At 69.6% G+C, this 16,562-nt stretch carries 14 protein-coding genes and 3 pseudogenes; 7 read left to right on the plus strand and 10 right to left on the minus strand.

The features are described from left to right. Window positions 1–6 precede the first annotated feature (6 nt). From atpD to RUMESO_RS16390, 3 genes are all read left to right on the plus strand, one after another. On the plus strand, window positions 7–1,440 hold the full coding sequence (atpD, locus tag RUMESO_RS16380) for a F0F1 ATP synthase subunit beta (protein WP_037281648.1): 1,434 nt from the start codon (window positions 7–9) through the stop codon (window positions 1,438–1,440). Window positions 1,441–1,442: 2 nt separating this feature from the next. Continuing rightward, window positions 1,443–1,841, plus strand: coding sequence for a F0F1 ATP synthase subunit epsilon (locus tag RUMESO_RS16385; RefSeq protein WP_037281650.1), 399 nt, complete (start codon window positions 1,443–1,445; stop codon window positions 1,839–1,841). Window positions 1,842–2,057: 216 nt separating this feature from the next. Then, on the plus strand, window positions 2,058–3,227 hold the full coding sequence (locus RUMESO_RS16390; RefSeq protein WP_051521407.1) for a sensor histidine kinase: 1,170 nt from the start codon (window positions 2,058–2,060) through the stop codon (window positions 3,225–3,227). A 4-nt stretch (window positions 3,228–3,231) separates the two neighbouring features. Here the strand turns inward: RUMESO_RS16390 and RUMESO_RS16395 are convergent, their stop codons facing one another. From RUMESO_RS16395 to RUMESO_RS16420, 6 genes and pseudogenes are all read right to left on the minus strand, one after another. After that, entirely contained in the window at window positions 3,232–4,251 is a 1,020-nt protein-coding gene (locus tag RUMESO_RS16395; protein ID WP_037281652.1) for a ribose-phosphate pyrophosphokinase, read from the minus strand. Window positions 4,252–4,278: 27 nt separating this feature from the next. Beyond that, window positions 4,279–5,352 (minus strand): threonine aldolase family protein, encoded by a 1,074-nt coding sequence (locus tag RUMESO_RS16400; protein ID WP_037281653.1) that lies wholly within the window; start codon window positions 5,350–5,352, stop codon window positions 4,279–4,281. After that, window positions 5,349–5,801, minus strand: coding sequence for a YcgN family cysteine cluster protein (locus RUMESO_RS16405; protein ID WP_037281655.1), 453 nt, complete (start codon window positions 5,799–5,801; stop codon window positions 5,349–5,351). Before RUMESO_RS16405 ends, RUMESO_RS16400 begins: the two co-directional genes overlap by 4 nt. Further along, window positions 5,794–6,720: a bifunctional riboflavin kinase/FAD synthetase gene (locus RUMESO_RS16410; RefSeq protein WP_037281656.1), complete on the minus strand. Its 927-nt coding sequence runs from the start codon at window positions 6,718–6,720 to the stop codon at window positions 5,794–5,796. Before RUMESO_RS16410 ends, RUMESO_RS16405 begins: the two co-directional genes overlap by 8 nt. Before the next feature lie 86 nt (window positions 6,721–6,806). Then, window positions 6,807–7,686, minus strand: a pseudogene (locus tag RUMESO_RS16415) (TIGR01459 family HAD-type hydrolase). Between the two features lie 4 nt (window positions 7,687–7,690). After that, window positions 7,691–8,614, minus strand: coding sequence for a manganese-dependent inorganic pyrophosphatase (locus RUMESO_RS16420; RefSeq protein WP_037281778.1), 924 nt, complete (start codon window positions 8,612–8,614; stop codon window positions 7,691–7,693). Window positions 8,615–9,598: 984 nt separating this feature from the next. On the opposite strand from RUMESO_RS16420, the gene RUMESO_RS27350 reads away from it, so the two are divergent. From RUMESO_RS27350 to groL, 3 genes and pseudogenes are all read left to right on the plus strand, one after another. Then, a complete protein-coding gene (locus tag RUMESO_RS27350) occupies window positions 9,599–11,209 on the plus strand; it encodes a BON domain-containing protein (protein WP_051521408.1) in 1,611 nt (536 codons plus the stop codon). A gap of 167 nt (window positions 11,210–11,376) precedes the next feature. Then, the gene (groES, locus tag RUMESO_RS16430; RefSeq protein WP_037281657.1) at window positions 11,377–11,694 is read left to right on the plus strand and encodes a co-chaperone GroES; all 318 of its coding nucleotides are present in this window, start codon (window positions 11,377–11,379) and stop codon (window positions 11,692–11,694) included. Window positions 11,695–11,731: 37 nt separating this feature from the next. Then, a pseudogene (gene groL, locus RUMESO_RS16435) lies at window positions 11,732–13,367 on the plus strand (chaperonin GroEL). 102 nt (window positions 13,368–13,469) lie between these two features. Here the strand turns inward: groL and RUMESO_RS16440 are convergent. Further along, on the minus strand, window positions 13,470–13,958 hold the full coding sequence (locus RUMESO_RS16440) for a GNAT family N-acetyltransferase (RefSeq protein WP_051521409.1): 489 nt from the start codon (window positions 13,956–13,958) through the stop codon (window positions 13,470–13,472). Next, window positions 13,955–14,398, minus strand: coding sequence for an NUDIX domain-containing protein (locus tag RUMESO_RS16445; RefSeq protein WP_051521420.1), 444 nt, complete (start codon window positions 14,396–14,398; stop codon window positions 13,955–13,957). Before RUMESO_RS16445 ends, RUMESO_RS16440 begins: the two co-directional genes overlap by 4 nt. Window positions 14,399–14,697: 299 nt before the next feature. Here RUMESO_RS16445 and RUMESO_RS16450 point away from each other — a divergent pair, with 299 nt between their 5' ends. Then, window positions 14,698–14,970, plus strand: a complete 273-nt coding sequence (locus RUMESO_RS16450; protein ID WP_425414920.1) for a DUF6894 family protein — start codon at window positions 14,698–14,700, stop codon at window positions 14,968–14,970. 71 nt (window positions 14,971–15,041) lie between these two features. On the opposite strand, the gene RUMESO_RS16455 is transcribed toward RUMESO_RS16450, so the two are convergent. Further along, window positions 15,042–16,106, minus strand: coding sequence for a 5-(carboxyamino)imidazole ribonucleotide synthase (locus tag RUMESO_RS16455; protein WP_037281783.1), 1,065 nt, complete (start codon window positions 16,104–16,106; stop codon window positions 15,042–15,044). Continuing rightward, window positions 16,099–16,556, minus strand: a pseudogene (gene purE, locus RUMESO_RS24400) (5-(carboxyamino)imidazole ribonucleotide mutase). Before purE ends, RUMESO_RS16455 begins: the two are co-directional and overlap by 8 nt. Between the last annotated feature and the right edge of the window lie 6 nt (window positions 16,557–16,562).

Raw genomic sequence — 16,562 nt, forward strand, 5'->3', positions numbered from 1 at the left:
AACAACATGGCATTGGACGCGACGCCCAACGGGCGAATCACCCAGATCATCGGCGCCGTCGTGGACGTGCAGTTCGAGGGCCACCTGCCCGAGATCCTGAACGCCCTCGAGACCGAGAACAACGGCCGCCGCCTCGTGCTCGAGGTCGCGCAGCACCTCGGCGAGAGCACCGTGCGGACCATCGCCATGGACGCGACGGACGGCCTCGTGCGCGGCGCGCGCGTGCTGGACACCGGCCGCCCGATCTCCGTGCCCGTGGGCCCGGCGACTCTCGGCCGCATCCTGAACGTGGTGGGCGAGCCCGTGGACGAGAAGGGCCCGGTCGCCACGACCGAGGAGCGCCCGATCCACGCCCCGGCGCCCGAGTTCTCGGAGCAGTCCACCGAGTCCGAGATCCTCGTGACCGGCATCAAGGTCATCGACCTGCTCGCCCCCTACTCCAAGGGCGGCAAGATCGGCCTCTTCGGCGGCGCCGGCGTGGGCAAGACGGTGCTCATCCAGGAGCTCATCAACAACATCGCCAAGGTGCACTCGGGCTTCTCGGTGTTCGCCGGCGTGGGCGAGCGGACCCGTGAGGGGAACGACCTCTACCACGAGTTCATCGAGTCCGGCGTCATCAACATGGACGACCTCGAGAAGTCCAAGGTGGCGCTCGTCTACGGCCAGATGAACGAGCCGCCGGGCGCCCGCGCCCGCGTCGCCCTGACCGGCCTCACCATCGCCGAGCAGTTCCGCGACGCCTCCGGGACGGACGTGCTGTTCTTCGTGGACAACATCTTCCGCTTCACGCAGGCCGGGTCGGAAGTGTCGGCTCTCCTGGGCCGCATCCCCTCCGCCGTGGGCTACCAGCCGACGCTCGCCACCGACATGGGCGCGCTGCAGGAGCGGATCACCTCGACCCGGAACGGCTCGATCACCTCGGTGCAGGCCATCTACGTGCCGGCCGACGACCTGACCGACCCGGCGCCCGCGACGTCGTTCGCGCACCTCGACGCCACGACCGTGCTGTCGCGCGCGATCTCGGAGCTGGGCATCTACCCGGCCGTGGACCCGCTCGACTCGACCTCGCGCATCCTCGACCCGCAGATCGTGGGCCGCGACCACTACGAGACCGCGCGCGCCGTGCAGGGAATCCTCCAGCGCTACAAGTCGCTTCAGGACATCATCGCCATCCTCGGGATGGACGAGTTGTCGGAAGAGGACAAGCTGACCGTGGCCCGCGCCCGGAAGATCCAGCGCTTCCTGTCGCAGCCCTTCGACGTGGCGCAGGTCTTCACCGGCTCGCCCGGCGTGCAGGTGCCGATCGAGGAGACCATCGCCTCGTTCAAGGCCGTCGTGAACGGCGAATACGACCACCTGCCGGAGGCCGCCTTCTACATGGTCGGCGGCATCAAGGAGGTCATCGCCAAGGCCGAGCGCCTGGCCGCTCAGGCGGCCTGACCATGGCGGACACGATGCAGTTCGACCTCGTGTCGCCGGAGCGGAGGCTGTCCTCCCTCCAGGCGCGCGAGGTGCAGATCCCCGGCTCGGACGGGGACATGACGGCGATGGCGGGGCATGTCCCCACCATCACCACCCTGCGCCCGGGCGTCCTTCGGGTCGTCCATTCGGGCGGCGCCGACGAGTTCGTGGTCTCGGGCGGCTTCGCCGAGATCACCGCGACCAACGTCTCGGTCCTGGCGGAGCAGGCCTTGACCCGCGCGGACCTCACGGCCGAAGTTCACGACCGGCTGGTCGCGGAGGCCCGCGAGGCGGTCGCGGCCGCGCAGGCTGCCGGCGATTCGGGCCGACTGGACGACGCGAGCAAGTTCCTCGCGGACGTGACCTCGCTGCGCGCGTGAGCTCTTGTCGCGGCAGGCCCTGATGGGCCTTCCGCGTGACCTTGAGGCCTGCCGGCTGGATCGTCGGCGGGCCTCTTCGTTTGTGGCGCGGATGCCTCATCGCTCCGCTTCCTGCCTCCCGGCCCTGTGCGGAGGACGGCCAGGCCGTCCCGGGGCCCCGAACCAAGACGTCCCGCCGAGCGTTGGGACGAGTGGACCACGATGGACAGTGATGCGTTGAAGGTCGAAGTCACCCGCGAGTCCCTCGCCAACACCCCGAGCGCGCCCGAGGAGCTGGAGCAGCGCCTCGTCCAGCAGGCCTTGGTGGCCGAGTTCGGACGCTATGCCCTCAGAAATCATGATCTCGACGCTGTCCTGGAGGAGGCTTGCCGCGTGGCGGCCGAGGGGCTTCAGGTCCGCTTCGCCAAGGTGCTCGAATGCTTGGAGGAGGGGGAGCCCTTCCTGCTGCGGGCAGGCGTGGGCTGGGGACCGGGGCTCGTGGGCCACGCGCAGGTGGGCGCGGATCTGGAAAGCCCCGGGGGCTATGCCTTCCGCACGGGCGAGCCGGTCATCTCGAACCACCTCACCCGCGAGACACGGTTCCGCACGCCGCAGCTCCTGGCCGACCACGGCGTCGTGCGGGCGGTCAACGTGGTGATCCGAGGGGACGGCGAGCCCTACGGCGTGCTGGAGGCCGACAGCCGCGACCCCGGCGCCTTCTCCCCGCATGACGTGGCCTTCATGCAGGCGCTGGCGAACACGCTGGGTCTCGCCATCGAGAAGGAGAAGGCGCTGAACGACAAGCGCCTCGTGTCGCGCGAGATCGACCACCGCATCAAGAACAGCCTGATGCTGGTGAGCTCGGTGCTCGCCATGCAGCAGCGCAACGCCGTCTCGCCCGAGGCGAAGGCCGCCCTGGTGCAGGCCTCGGACCGGGTCGGGACGATCGCGCGCATCCACGATCAGCTCCACCGCAGCGCGACGGCGGACAGCGTGGAGTTCGGCTCCTACCTGCGGGCGCTGGCGCGCGACCTCATGGGCTCGCTGGCGCGCAACGACGCGGACCTGACCTTGGAGGCGGAGTCCGTGGATCTCGCCGCCGACCGGGCGGCGCCGCTGGGGCTCATCGCGGCTGAGCTGCTGATGAACGCGCTCAAGCACGCGCGGCGAGAGAGGGAGCGGTCCCACCTAGGGCTGAGCTTCCGGCGGGATGGGGACGCGCTGGAGCTGGTGGTCGCGGACGATGGGCCGGGGCTGCCCGCGGGCTTCGATCCGGCGCAGAGCAAGGGCCTCGGGATGCGGCTGATCCTGTCGCTGGTGCGGCAGATCGAGGGGACCTTCGAGGCGGGCAACCACGGGGAGGGCGCTCGCTTCATCGTGCGCTGCCCGGCCGAGGGGCCGGGCTGAGCGGTCAGGCCCGCGTGTACATCCCCTCGTAGATCGGGGCGAGGCTGTCGGCCTCGAAGAGGCTCGACACGCTCGTGCCGTTCCAGATGTTCAGGATCGCCTGCGCGAACATGGGCGCGGTGGGGACGATGCGGATGTTAGGGCAGTCCTTCACGGCCTGAGTGGGCTCGATGGAGTCGGTGAGGACGAGGCTCTTGAGGCGGGAGCCCTTCACACGCTCCACGGCGGGGCCGGACATGACGCCATGGGTGATGTAGGCGTGGACCTCCTTGGCCCCCTGCTCGGTCAGGAGCTCGGCCGCCTTGACGAGCGTGCCGGCGGTGTCGGCGATGTCGTCCACGATGACGCAGATCTGATCCTTCACGTCGCCGATCACCGTCATCTCGGCGATCTCGCCCGGACGGGCGCGGCGCTTGTCCACGATGGCGAGGCCGCAGCCGATCCGCTGGGCGAGCTCGCGGGCGCGGGCCACGCCGCCCACGTCGGGGGAGACGACCGTCATCTCCTGCGTGCGGCCGTTGAAATGGTGCTCGATGTCGAGGGCGAAGATCGGCGCGGCGTAGAGGTTATCGACGGGGATGTCGAAGAAGCCCTGGATCTGCGCGGCGTGGAGGTCGAGCGTGAGGACGCGGTCGATGCCGGCCGTGGTCATCAGGTTCGCGACGAGCTTGGCGCTGATCGGCGTGCGGGCCTTGGCGCGGCGGTCCTGGCGGGCGTAGCCGAAGTAGGGGACCACGGCGGTGATGCGGTGCGCGGAGGACCGGCGCAGGGCGTCGGTCATGATGAGGAGCTCCATGAGCGTGTCGTTGGCGGGGTTCGACGTGCTCTGGATGATGAACATGTCCTCGCCGCGGACGTTCTCGTAGACCTCGACGAAGATCTCCTGGTCATTGAACCGTTCGACCCGGGCCTTGACCAGATCGACCGCGACGCCCCGGTGCAGCGCCATCCGCCGCGCGACCGCCTTGGCGAGGGGGAGGTTGGAGTTGCCGGCGATCAGCTTGGGCTCGGTCTGGACGGGCATTGATGATTCCTTCTGCGCGAGCAGCCCCTAGCACGGGGGAACGGAGGGCGGGAGAGGCTGGCCGGCGGCAGCGGCGAGGAAGCGGTCCACGGCGCCGGGCCCGGTGGACCAGTCGCAGACGAGGCGGCAGAGCAGGGGCTCGTCGGGGTCGCCGGACTCGAGCGGGCCCTCGAACAGGTAGTAGGTCGCGCCCGTCGCGCGGAGGCGCTGGTGGACCTGGCGAGGCAGGCGGAGGAAGACGAGGTTCGCGGCGGGCTCCCAGGCGGGAGTGCCGCCGAGGGCGCGCAGGCCCTCGACCAGGAGGGCCATGGCGCCGTTCGCGGCGCGGGCCATGTCGAGCCAGAGGCCGTCGGTCAGGTAGGCGGCCATCTGCGCGCCGAGGTAGCGGTGCTTCGAGAAGAGCTGGGCGGCGCGCTTGCGGCGCAGCTCGAACTCCCAGGAGCGGGCCGGGTTGAAGAGGACGACCGCCTCGACGCCCATGAGGCCGTTCTTGGTGCCGCCGAAGCTCACGGCGTCCACGCCCGCGCGCCAGGTCATGTCGGCGGGGGAGGCATCCAGGGCCACTAGGGCGTTGGCGAAGCGGGCGCCATCCATGTGGACGGGGGCGCCGAACTCCTTGGCCACCGCCGTCACCGCCCGAACCTCCTCCAGGGAGTAGACGGTGCCGCGCTCGGTCACGGTGGTGAGCGTCACGGGGCCGCGCTGGGGGTTGTGGACGCCCAGGCCCACCGAGGCCATCGCGGAGCGGAGCGCCTCGGGAGTCAGCTTCGCTTCGGGCGCCGGGATCGGGATCATCTTGGCCCCGCCGGTGAAGAGCTCCGGGGCGTTGGTCTCGTCCTCCTGCGCGTGGGCCACGGCGGTGCAGAAGATCGCATCCCAGGGCTTGGCCAGGGTGGCGAGGGCGAGCGAGTTGGCGGCGGTGCCGGTGGCGACGAGGTGGACCGCCGCGTCGGGCGCCTCGAAGACCTCGCGGATGCGGGCCGTGGCCTCGGCGGTCCAGCGGTCGGCGCCGTAGGAGGGGGCGTGGCCCTCGTTGGCCTCGATCAGGGCGGCCATGACCCTGGGGTGCACGGGGCCGGCGTTGTCGCTCGCGAAGTTCACGTTCCGGGTTCCTCGATGATGTGGTCCTCCCAGTCGTCGTCGGCGACGTCGAGCTCGGACACCGTGAGGTCCTGCACCGAGACGCCAGCGCGGTGAACGCTGTCGGGGTCGCCGGTGAGGAGGGGGTGCCAGTCGGGCAGGGGTTGGCCCCGGTGGCGCAGCTTGTAGGCGCAGGTTTCCGGCAGCCAGTAGAGGTTCTTGGGGATCGTCCGGGGCGTCAGCACGATGCATTCGGGGACGAACTGGTGGCGGGTCTCGTACTTGCTGCACCGGCAGGTCGAGCCGTCGAGGAGGCGGCAGGCCACGTTGGTCAGCGCCACCTCGCCAGTGTCCTCATCCTCGAGCTTGTTGAGGCAGCACTTGCCGCAGCCGTCGCAGAGCGCCTCCCACTCCTTGCGGGTCAGCTCCTTGAGGGGCAGCTCCCAGAAGCGGGGACGCAGGTCAGGCATGGGCCAGGATCTCCCGCGCGCGGAGGCAATCGGCGTCCATCTGGCGGATCAACGCGGGAAGGCCGTCGAAGGTCATCTCGGGTCGGAGGTAGTCCACGAGGGCGACCGAGAGGGTCGCGCCGTAGAGGTCGCCGGAGAAGTCGAAGAGGAAGGTCTCGCAGTTCGGAACCTCGCCGCCGAACTGGGGGCGGACGCCGATGGAGGCCGCGCCGCCGTAGCTTCCGGCATGGGGCCCGTCGAGGACATCGGCCTTGACGGCGTAGATGCCGAAGCGGGGCGGATGGAGGCCGGCGATGGAGAGGTTCGCGGTCGGGTAGCCCAGCTCGCGGCCGCGCTTCTCGCCATGCTCCACGGGCCCTTCGATTCGATGCCAGTGGCCGAGCATCCGGGCGGCGTCGCGAGGCCGACCTTCGGAGAGCGCCTGGCGTATCGCGGTGGAGGAGACCTCGCTGGCGCCGAGCTCGACCATGGGGGCGACGGTGACCGCGATTCCCGCTGCCGGTCCGAGGTCCCGCAGCGTCTCGGCCGAGCCGGCACGGCCCTTGCCGAAGCGGAAGTCCTCGCCCACGACGGCATGGGAGAGGCCGAGGTCGCGGGCCAGCACGTCGCGGACGAATTCCTCGGGCGAGAGGGCGGCGAGGGCGGCGTCGAAGCGGAGCTCGAACAGGGTCTCGACGCCCAACATCTGCAGCCGGTGGGCGCGGGCCTGGGCGTTCATGAGGCGGAAGGGGGGCGTCGTGGGGGCGAAGTATTCGCGGGGATGGGGCTCGAAGGTGACGACGCCGAGCGACTGGCCGGATCGGCGCGCGAGGTCGATGACCGCCTGGTGCCCCAGGTGGACGCCGTCGAAGTTCCCGATGGCCGCCGAGGCGCCCCTCGCGTCCGGCGGGATGGCAGTGCGGTCGCGGAGGATGCGCATGGCGGGGTGGTTAGCCGTCGGAGGCGGGGGGCGCAACCCGGGCCGGCCGACCTTTCCGTCAGGCCAGCCGTCCGGGCGCCGCATGGCTAGCGCAGGAAGCCGATGGCGAAGGTCGGCGACCAGCCGTGCTCCTCGGCGTAGGCGATCACGGAGGCCTGATCGGGCTGGCCACCCGGGTCCGTCTGCGTCTCGCGCGCCGCGAGGCCGCCGGTGATGAAGAGGCAGTCGAGCCCCTCGCCGATGGCGCCCTGCACGTCGGTCCGAATGCCATCGCCGATGGCGACGATGCGGTCGTCGGACGGCAGGTTTCCCAGCGCCGCGAGGCGCCGGCGCGCGAGGTCGTAGATGGGCGGGTGCGGCTTGCCGAAGTAGAGCGCCTCGCCACCCATCTCCTCGTAGAGGGCGGCCAGGGCGCCGGCGCACCACTCCCGCTCCTCGCCGCGGTCCACGACGATGTCGGGATTGGCGCAGAGGAGCTTGAGGCCCCTGGTCTTGGCCAGGAGGAAGTCGGGCCGGTTCACGGCGGGGTCGGCGTGCGGGTCGAAGGGGCCGCAGCAGACGATGCCCTCGGCCTCGGCGAGGGGGGACCTCCTCGATGGCGATGGGGTCCTGGACGATCCGGGGCGGCTCCAGGAAGACGCGGTCCCAGGGCTGGCCCATGAACCAGACCTTGCGGCCCACGGCACCCTGGAAGAGCGCCACGCGCCCGGCGTCGCCCGAGGTCGCGATGGCGTCGTAGGCGTCGCGAGGGATGCCGAGGCGCGTCACCTGCTCCTCCACGCTCGCGCGTGGGCGGGGGGCGTTTGTCACGAGGATGACGCGCCCGCCCTTGCGGCGGAACTCCTGCATGGCCGCCACGGCCTCCGGGAAGGCCTGGAGGCCGTTGTGCATGCAGCCTCAGAGGTCCACGAAGGCCGCCTCGTAGCGGTCGGAGATCTCCGCGAAGCTCCCGATGACCTGGGCCACGGGCTCAGGCGACCTTGAGGGAGGGGATGATCTGCTTCTTGCGCGACATGATCCCGGGCAGGACCACGGTGTCGCCGGTGACGGTCGCGCCGAAGGAGGCCTCGGCAACCTTCCGGGTCAGGTCGTTGGGGACGAGCAGCGTGGCCTCTTCCTTGAGGATGTCCACGACGAAGAGGAGCACCTGCTGGGCGCCGTCCTCGTGAGCGACCTGCGGCATGGCGGCGACCAGCTCGTCCTTGCGTGAGAGGACGGTCTGGGGCGAGGTGGTCTCCAGCACCGAGACGCGGAAGTCCACGCCGTCTACGGTGTATTCCTTGGAGTCCATCCGCAGGAGCTCAGCCGCCGAGAAGCGAGACACGTCAGACTTGGCCGCGAACATCTCGGCCGCATAGGACGGTATGTCGATGCCGAGGTCCTGCGCCAGCATCTCGGCCAGGCGCTTGTCCACGGGGGTCGTCGTGGGCGAGCGGAATTCCAGGGTGTCGGAGAGGATCGCGGAGAGGGCGAGGCCCTTGATGCCGTCGGGGGCGTGGCCGCCATGGCCGCCCATGAGCTGCCACATCAGGGTCGCGGTGCAGGCCACCGGGCGGATCGTCACCTCGATGGGGGTCTTGGTCTCGATGCCGCCGGTCAGCTTGTGGTGGTCGATGATCGACAGGACGTTGGCCTTGTTGATCGAGGCGGGAAGCTCGGCCGGGTTGTTGGTGTCGACGATGACCACGTCCTGCCCTTCGGCCACGTCGTCGAGGACGGGGGGAAGATCGAAGCCCCAGCGGCTCGCCACGAACTGCGCCTCGGTGTTCGGCGTGCCGAGCAGCCGCGCCTCGGCGGCACCGGGCTGGTGGTGCGACAGGAACCAGGCCCAGATGATCGGGGAGGCGGTGGAGTCGGTGTCGGGCGACTTGTGGCCGAAGACGAGGGTGGTCATGACGCAGGGTCCCTTGGCGATTTCGGCGGTGGAATAGCGAGGGGCGGCGCGCTTGTCCACGCGCCGCCCCCGGGGTGCTGTCACGGACCCCTCCCAAACGAGTGGTTGGAAATGCCTGTCGCCGAATGCGGACCGCGGAACTTGGCGGGACGAACGATCGGGGAGAGGCCCGTGACACGCCTCTGGACCCTAGGGCTCATGCCGGAGCCCAGAGGCGGACCATGGCCGCGAACCGCGCGAAGCGGCCGGGCGATGATGACCGGGCGGGCTGCGGGTCCCGGACCGCCAGGGCTCCCCGAAGGGACCCCCCGGGCGAGGGCGGGTCGAAGCGCAGGCGCTCGGGCGCGGAGCGACGCAGGACGCGCCGTTCCTCGAATGGCAGGGGAGACGAGCCGATGCGATGATCGGCCGTGGAGAACGGGAGCATGGTGACGGACCTAAAGATATGAGGAACCGGCCCTGGAAATGGGCTTGCGTGGGTCAGGCCGGGATCGCTGGAAAACGGCTGCGCCTATCGCGCGGCCAGGGGCTGCGGGCGCCTTAGAAGGCGGCGGGGGTATAACCTCTGAGCATATGCAGCCTCCACCAATGGTGGCGCGATGTTCCACGCCACCTCGGCTGCATACCCGAAACGGAGCGCTCTCGCCAGCGTGAAAATGCGTGAGGAGCGGATTTTCTCCGACTGGCAGGCCGAGGGCCTCGGCTGGGCGAACCCCGATCCGGGAGCGATGGTTTCCATGATATGGCCTCTCTGGGGTTGGTGGCGCGGCTCGTCTTCGCAGGGCGGGCAAGGGATGCCGTGATGTTCCCGGTCCCGTGAGGCCGCGTGACTCGGGCCGTGAGCATCATCTGGCCGGTGCGGGAGGTGCGACCCTCCGCCCGGGAACAAGCCGGCAAGCGGTGGGTTGTGGACACGAGGATCCGAACCGGCACCGGGCGACGGGCTGGAACAGGACCCCAAGGGAGACAACCCAGGAGGAGAACATGGCCCAGCAAGGGAACCATGACGACGACCGCTTCGGCGGGAGCCGGGGTCAACAGGACTATGGCCAAGGCGGGACCAGCTACGGAAGTGGCCAGGGCGGCTTTGGCAACCAGAGCAGCTTCGGCCAGGGTGGCTATGCCCAGCACGGTCAGTCGAACTACGGCCAGGGCGGCCATCAAGGCTATGGCCAGGGCGGCCAGCAGGGCTACGGCCAGGGCGGCCAGCAGGGCTACGGCGGCAGCCAGTCCTATGGCAGCCAGGGAAGCAGCGGCAGCTACGGCGGTCAGGGCGGGAGCTACGGTGGCTCGCATACCGGCAGCCAGGGCGGCATGAGCCAGAGCACCGGCGGGTACGGCAGCCAGGGTGGCTACGGCGGCGGCAGCGGCATGGGCTCGGGCTTCGCCGGCAGCCAGGGCTCGGGCGGCTACGGGCATGCCGGCTATGGCCAGGGCGGCTATGGCGGCCAGCAGAGCTATGGCGACATGGGCTCGGGCAGCTACGGCGGCGCGCAGGGCGGCTACGGCAGCTCGGGCGTCGGCATGGGCGGCTACGGGCAGGGCCAATACGGCCAGGGCGGCTACGGCCATGGCCAGGGCAGCGGCCAGCAGAGCCAGTGGGGCTCCTCGGGTAGCCAGTACGGAGGCGGCTACGGCCAAGGGACCGGCGGCTTCGGCGGCGCGGGCCAGGGTTATGGCGGGTCGAGCTATGGTGGCTCCTCGGGCTACGGCTCCTCGGGCGGCTATGGCCATGGCGGTCATCAGCAGAGCCAGTGGGGCGGCTCGGGTGGCCAGTATGGCGGCCACCAGGGCGGCCAAGGCTATGGCAGCCAGCAGCACCAGTATGGTTCGTCCGGCGGGCAATACGGCCAGTCCGGCCAAGGTCAGGGCGGCTATGGCTCGGGCAGCTACGGCATGGGCGGCGGCTACGGGTCCACGGGCTACGGTTCCGGCCAGCAGAGCCAGTTCGGCGGCGGCTACGGTGGCCAGCAGGGCGGCTCGGGCGACTACGGCTCGGGCTACGGCCAAGGTGGCCAGGGCTCGGGAATGGGCGGCGGGATCGTCGGCGGCCTGATCGGCGCCGTCGGAAACGCGCTGGGCTTCGGCCAGCAGGGCCAGCAGCAGCGTGGCCGCGCCCCCAAGGGCTACACCCGCTCCGACACCCGGATCGAGGAGGACGTGAACGAGCGCCTGGCCTCGGCCGGCATCGACGCCTCCGAGATCAACGTCTCGGTCTCCTCGGGAGAGGTGACGCTCTCGGGCACCGTCAACTCCCGCTGGGAGAAGCGGCGGGCCGAGGACGTGGCGGATGACGTCTCGGGCGTGAAGCACGTCCAGAACAACCTGCGCGTCCAGGAGCAGTCCTCGTCCGGCTGGGGTGACTCGTCCTACGGATCGTCGAGCGGCTCCTCGGGCACGTCCTCGGGCAGCACGTCGGGCTCGTCGATGGGCAGCGGCTCGGGCAGCACCTCCGGCTCGTCGCTGAGCGGCGGGTCCAGCGGCTCGACCACGAGCACGGGCGGCAGCTCCTCGACGATGTCGAGCGGCTCGTCCTCGGGCTCGACAGGCAGCGGCTCGGGCTCCAGCGGGTCGTCCTCGACTAGCAAGACCTGATCCCGGATCGAGGTCCGGACCCACGGCCGGCCGCCTTCGGGCGGCCGGCTTCGTTTTGCTCACCGGGCCGTTGACAGAGGCGGGCCGTTTTCCTATCTCGCTGCCGCTGGCACTCATCAGTGACGAGTGCCAGCAAAGCCAGAGATACGAACACTGGGAGCTCTACAATGGCCTCGTTCAAGCCGCTCCACGACCGGGTGCTGGTGCGCCGCGTGCAAAGCGAAGAGAAGACCAAGGGGGGGCTCATCATCCCCGACACCGCCAAGGAAAAGCCCGCCGAGGGTGAAGTCGTCGCCACCGGCGAAGGCGCCCGCAAGGACTCGGGCGAGCTGATCGCCCCCTCCGTCAAGGCCGGCGACCGCATCCTGTTCGGCAAGTGGTCGGGCACCGAGGTCACCCTCGATGGCCAGGAATATCTGATCATGAAGGAATCGGACATTCTCGGCATCATCGACCAGTCGGCTTCCCAAGCCGCTGCCGCCTGATTTCCCCAACATCTGACAACCTAGGAGACAGCAGAACATGGCTGCCAAGGACGTCAAGTTCGATACCGATGCCCGCAACCGCATGCTGCGCGGCGTCAACACCCTGGCCAACGCGGTCAAGGTGACCCTCGGCCCCAAGGGCCGCAACGTCGTCATCGAGAAGTCGTTCGGTGCCCCCCGGATCACCAAGGACGGCGTCACCGTCGCCAAGGAGATCGAGCTCGAGGACAAGTTCGAGAACATGGGCGCCCAGATGGTCCGCGAAGTCGCTTCGCGCACCAACGACGAGGCGGGTGACGGCACCACCACCGCCACCGTGCTCGCCCAGGCCATCGTGACCGAAGGCATGAAGTCGGTCGCCGCCGGCATGAACCCGATGGACCTCAAGCGCGGCATCGACCTCGCCGTCGGCAAGGTCATCGAGTCGATCAAGGGCGCCTCGCGTCCCGTGAAGGACTCGGACGAAGTCGCCCAGGTCGGCACCATCTCCGCCAACGGCGAGGCCCAGATCGGCCGCTTCATCGCCGACGCGATGCAGAAGGTCGGCAACGAGGGCGTCATCACCGTCGAGGAGAACAAGGGCCTCGATACGGAAGTCGAAGTCGTCGAAGGGATGCAGTTCGACCGCGGTTATCTGTCGCCCTACTTCGTGACCAACGCCGAGAAGATGACGGCCGAGCTCGACGATGTGATGATCCTCATCCACGAGAAGAAGCTCTCGTCGCTGCAGCCGATGGTCCCGCTCCTCGAGGCCGTGATCCAGTCGCAGCGTCCGCTCCTCATCATCGCCGAGGACGTGGAAGGCGAGGCGCTGGCCACGCTCGTGGTCAACAAGCTCCGTGGCGGCCTCAAGGTCGCGGCCGTCAAGGCCCCGGGCTTCGGCGACCGTCGCAAGGCCATGCTGCAGGACATCGCGATCCTGACCGCCGGCCAGGTGATCTCGGATGACCTCGGCATGAAGCTCGAGAATGTCGGCATCGACATGCTCGGCCGCGCCAAGAAGATCATCATCAAGAAGGATGACACCACCGTCATCGACGGCGCCGGCGACAAGGCCGAGATCGAGGCCCGCGTGGCCCAGATCCGCGCCCAGATCGAGGAAACGACCTCGGACTACGACCGCGAGAAGCTGCAGGAGCGGGTCGCCAAGCTCGCCGGTGGTGTCGCCGTCATCCGCGTGGGCGGCATGACCGAGATCGAGGTCAAGGAGCGCAAGGACCGCGTCGATGACGCCCTGAACGCGACCCGTGCGGCCGTGCAGGAAGGCATCGTGGTCGGGGGGCGTGGCCCTCGTGCAGGCGGCCAAGGGTCTCCGTGATCTCAAGGGCGGCAACTCCGACCAGGACGCGGGCATCTCGATCGTCCGCAAGGCGCTCGAAGCCCCGATGCGCCAGATCGCCGAGAACGCCGGCGTCGACGGCGCCGTGGTGGCCGGCAAGGTGCGCGAGTCGGACGACAAGGCCTTCGGCTTCAACGCCCAGACCGAAGAGTACGGGGACATGTTCACCTTCGGCGTGATCGACCCGGCCAAGGTGGTTCGCACCGCCCTGGAAGACGCAGCGTCGGTGGCCGGTCTGCTCATCACCACCGAGGCGATGGTTGCGGACAAGCCCAAGGACGACAAGGCCCCGGCGATGCCCGGCGGCGGCATGGGCGGCATGGGCGACTTCTGATCGCCTAGCGGCACCACGGAACGGGAAGGGCGCCTCTCGGGGCGCCCTTTCTGTTTGGTTCGGGACTTACCGATCGTGGTGCCGCGTCCCTTTCGCGGCAGCCTAAAGGCTCTTGTGGAGCCGAATCCTAACATGGACTCGATCGCCGATCCGCGCGGGCGGGAAGACGCGGGGCGAGCCGAAGCCCTCGCTTTCCCAGAACGCCCGCCCGCGCGGGTTGGCCTCCAGCACGGCGAGGAGAAGGCGCGTGGCGCCGCGATTCCGTGCCGCCTGCTCGACGTGCCGCAGGAAGGCCCGCCCGCGCCCGCGTCCGCGAGCCTCCCGCGCGAACATCATCAGGCCGAGATAGGCATCCCTGGCGCTCGGGTAGCCGAAGGCGAGGTCGACGATTCCCATGAGCCGACCGTCTTCGAGCAGCCCCAGCTTCAGGGAGGCCGTCGAGTCGCCGCCGGGCGGCGCGTCGGTGAAATACTCCTCGACCACGGCATCGTCCGGCGTCCGCCCGGACTCCAGGTCCAGGAAATCGGCCGCCCGTCGGTAGAGGTCGAGCACCGCCTCGGCATCGCCGGCGGGATCGAGCGTCCGGATCATCGCAAGATGGGCTCCAGGGGATCGTAGCGGATGGCCCCTGGGTCGCCCCAGGCAACGGAGGCGAGGCTGTCGGGCTTGATCCTCAAGGTCGCCATCTCGGCCCGCGTGACCCAGAGCCGGTGCGAGACGACGCCCTCCGGGTCCGTCCAGTCGCCCTCCGGATCGCCGGACAGGATCGTGCAGCGGAAGTAGAGGTCCACCTGATGGAACGGACCAAAGGGGTCGTGGAACTCGTTGATCAAGCAGGGATCGCCGACCGCGACCATGAGGCCGGTCTCCTCTCGAACCTCCCGAGCCAGGGCCTCGGGCAGGGCCTGATGCACCTCGACCCCGCCGCCTGGCGCGCACCACAGGTGGGTGCGCCCCTTCCAGGCGTTCACGAGGAGGAGGCGGTCGTCGCGCAGGATGACCGCCCGGACGGCGAGGCGGGGCGAGGGCATGGCCGAACCCTGGCCGAGCCGGACCAGCGGCGCAAGCCCGGGGAACCTGCGCATCGCCGGATGCGCCAGGGGATGTCTGGCCGGGCGATCCGATTCGGCCCGCTCGTCCGAGAGCGACCGGGTTCAGAGACAGTCCAAGAAGCTTGCGCGCCAGTGTTTCCGCTCACGGTCCGTCTTCAGCATGTAAGACGGATTTCGTTGACCGTGGCGGAAACATGGCAACAGATGGCCCCAAGGGTGTCGATTGTGACCGGATCTTGACGTCAGGGGTGAGCGATATGTCCTGCTATCACTTCCACATGGAAGGCCACGCCAGCGCCTCGGAGCGGGTCGAGATGAGACTCGATGACCCGGAGGAGGCCCGGGCCCATACCATCGTCGCCGTTGGCGACATGCTTCGCAGGGCCGGTGCGGGGTTCTGGAACGGGCCGGAGTGGCAGATCGACGTCACGGATGAAACGGGCCGCCTCGTTTGCACGCTCACGGTCCAGGGCCGGGCGGCAGATGCGTTCCACGAGGATTGGGCAGTCGCCGCGGCGCAGGTCCAGCCCGCTATGGCCAGCGTCGCCTAGGCTCGCGACACGCCGAATTGGGAGGCGCCAGGCGGCGCCTTCGAAAAACACCACCTCGGAGGCTTTCCGGGTCAGCGGCGTAGCCGGTTCACGTGACCCATCTTGCGGCCTTCGCGGACCTCGGCCTTGCCGTAGAGATGCACCCGTGCTCCCTCCCGCATGAGGTCCGGCAGGCGGTCAACGTCGTGGCCGATCAGGTTCTCCATGACGACGTCCGCGAAGCGGGAGCCATCGCCAAGCGGCAACCCGGCCACGGCCCGGATATGCTGCTCGAACTGGTCTACAAGGCAGCCGGCCTCGGTCCAATGGCCCGAGTTGTGGACGCGGGGCGCGATCTCGTTGACGATGAGGCCCTGGCGCGTGACGAAGAGCTCCACTCCCATCACGCCGACGTAGTCGAGCGCGTTGAGGATCTTGGCTGCGGCCAGGACAGCGTCGGACCGCAGCGCGTGCATGAGGCGGGCGGGAACGGTCGTGGTCCGCAGGATGCCGCCCTCGTGGACGTTCTCGCCGGGGTCATAGGCGGCGACCGAGCCGTCGAGGCCACGCGCGGCGATGACCGAGACCTCACGCTCGAAGTGGACGAACCCTTCGAGAATCGCAGGACGACCGCCCATGGCCGACAGAGCCGCTCCGGCGTCGCTGGGCGCCATGATGCGGGCCTGCCCCTTGCCGTCGTAGCCGAGCGTGCGAATCTTGAGGATCGACGGCGTCCCGATCAGCGCGAGGGCCTGGGCGAGGTCCGTCTCATCGTCCACGGCGGCGTAGGGGGCCGTCCTGAGGCCGACCTCGTGCAGGAACGTCTTCTCCGCCAGCCGGTCGCGCGAGGTGGCGAGGGCGCGGCGGTTAGGGCGGATCGGGACGCGCGCCTCGATCAGGTCGAGCGCGGCAGGGGGAATGTTCTCGAACTCGTAGGTGACCACGTCCACGGAGCTGGCGAAGGCGTCGAGGGCCTGCGCGTCGGCGTAGCCCGCATGAGTGGCCGTCCGTGCGACCTCGGCCGCCGGGGCGGAAGGGTCGGGGTCGTAGATGTGGACGTGGAAGCCCAGCCGCGCCGCCGCCATGGCCAGCATCCGACCTAGCTGGCCGCCGCCGAGAATGCCGATGGTCGCACCTGGACGCAGCGGTTCAGTCATGCGGGACCTCCGGCACCGAGGCCGAGAGCGCCTCGCGCCAGGCGATGAGGCGGCTCGAGAGGGCTTCGTCGGAGAGCGCCAGGATAGCCGCGCCATCAGCGCGGCGTTCACGGCGCCGGCCTCGCCGATCGCCATGGTCGCCACCGGGAAGCCGCGCGGCATCTGGACTATGGAGTAGAGCGAATCGACTCCGCCCAGCGCCTTGGTCTGCACGGGGACGCCGATGACGGGCAGTGGGGTCTTGGAGGCCATCATGCCGGGCAGGTGCGCGGCGCCGCCCGCCCCCGCGATGATGACCTTGAGGCCGCGCTCCGCCGCCGCCTTGCCGTAGGACCAGAGCCGGTCCGGCGTCCGGTGGGCGGAGACGATGCGCGATTCGTAGGCGATGCCCAACTCGTCCAGCACACGCGCGGATTCGCGCATCGTGGACCAGTCGGACTGGCTGCCCATGATGAT

The sequence above is a fragment of the Rubellimicrobium mesophilum DSM 19309 genome (assembly GCF_000600335.2).
Lineage (GTDB): Bacteria > Pseudomonadota > Alphaproteobacteria > Rhodobacterales > Rhodobacteraceae > Rubellimicrobium > Rubellimicrobium mesophilum.

Excerpts from the sequence above, each read along its gene's own strand:
- RUMESO_RS16420 (WP_037281778.1), bottom strand. The coding sequence starts at position 8,614 with ATGACCACCCTCGTCTTCGGCCACAAGTCGCCCGACACCGACTCCACC.
- RUMESO_RS27350 (WP_051521408.1), top strand. The coding sequence starts at position 9,599 with ATGGCCCAGCAAGGGAACCATGACGACGACCGCTTCGGCGGGAGCCGG.
- RUMESO_RS16450 (WP_425414920.1), top strand. The coding sequence starts at position 14,698 with ATGGAAGGCCACGCCAGCGCCTCGGAGCGGGTCGAGATGAGACTCGAT.
- RUMESO_RS16385 (WP_037281650.1), top strand. The coding sequence starts at position 1,443 with ATGGCGGACACGATGCAGTTCGACCTCGTGTCGCCGGAGCGGAGGCTG.
- RUMESO_RS16445 (WP_051521420.1), bottom strand. The coding sequence starts at position 14,398 with ATGCCCTCGCCCCGCCTCGCCGTCCGGGCGGTCATCCTGCGCGACGAC.
- RUMESO_RS16405 (WP_037281655.1), bottom strand. The coding sequence starts at position 5,801 with ATGCCTGACCTGCGTCCCCGCTTCTGGGAGCTGCCCCTCAAGGAGCTG.
- groES (WP_037281657.1), top strand. The coding sequence starts at position 11,377 with ATGGCCTCGTTCAAGCCGCTCCACGACCGGGTGCTGGTGCGCCGCGTG.
- RUMESO_RS16455 (WP_037281783.1), bottom strand. The coding sequence starts at position 16,106 with ATGACTGAACCGCTGCGTCCAGGTGCGACCATCGGCATTCTCGGCGGC.
- RUMESO_RS16440 (WP_051521409.1), bottom strand. The coding sequence starts at position 13,958 with ATGATCCGGACGCTCGATCCCGCCGGCGATGCCGAGGCGGTGCTCGAC.
- atpD (WP_037281648.1), top strand. The coding sequence starts at position 7 with ATGGCATTGGACGCGACGCCCAACGGGCGAATCACCCAGATCATCGGC.
- RUMESO_RS16410 (WP_037281656.1), bottom strand. The coding sequence starts at position 6,720 with ATGCGCATCCTCCGCGACCGCACTGCCATCCCGCCGGACGCGAGGGGC.
- RUMESO_RS16395 (WP_037281652.1), bottom strand. The coding sequence starts at position 4,251 with ATGCCCGTCCAGACCGAGCCCAAGCTGATCGCCGGCAACTCCAACCTC.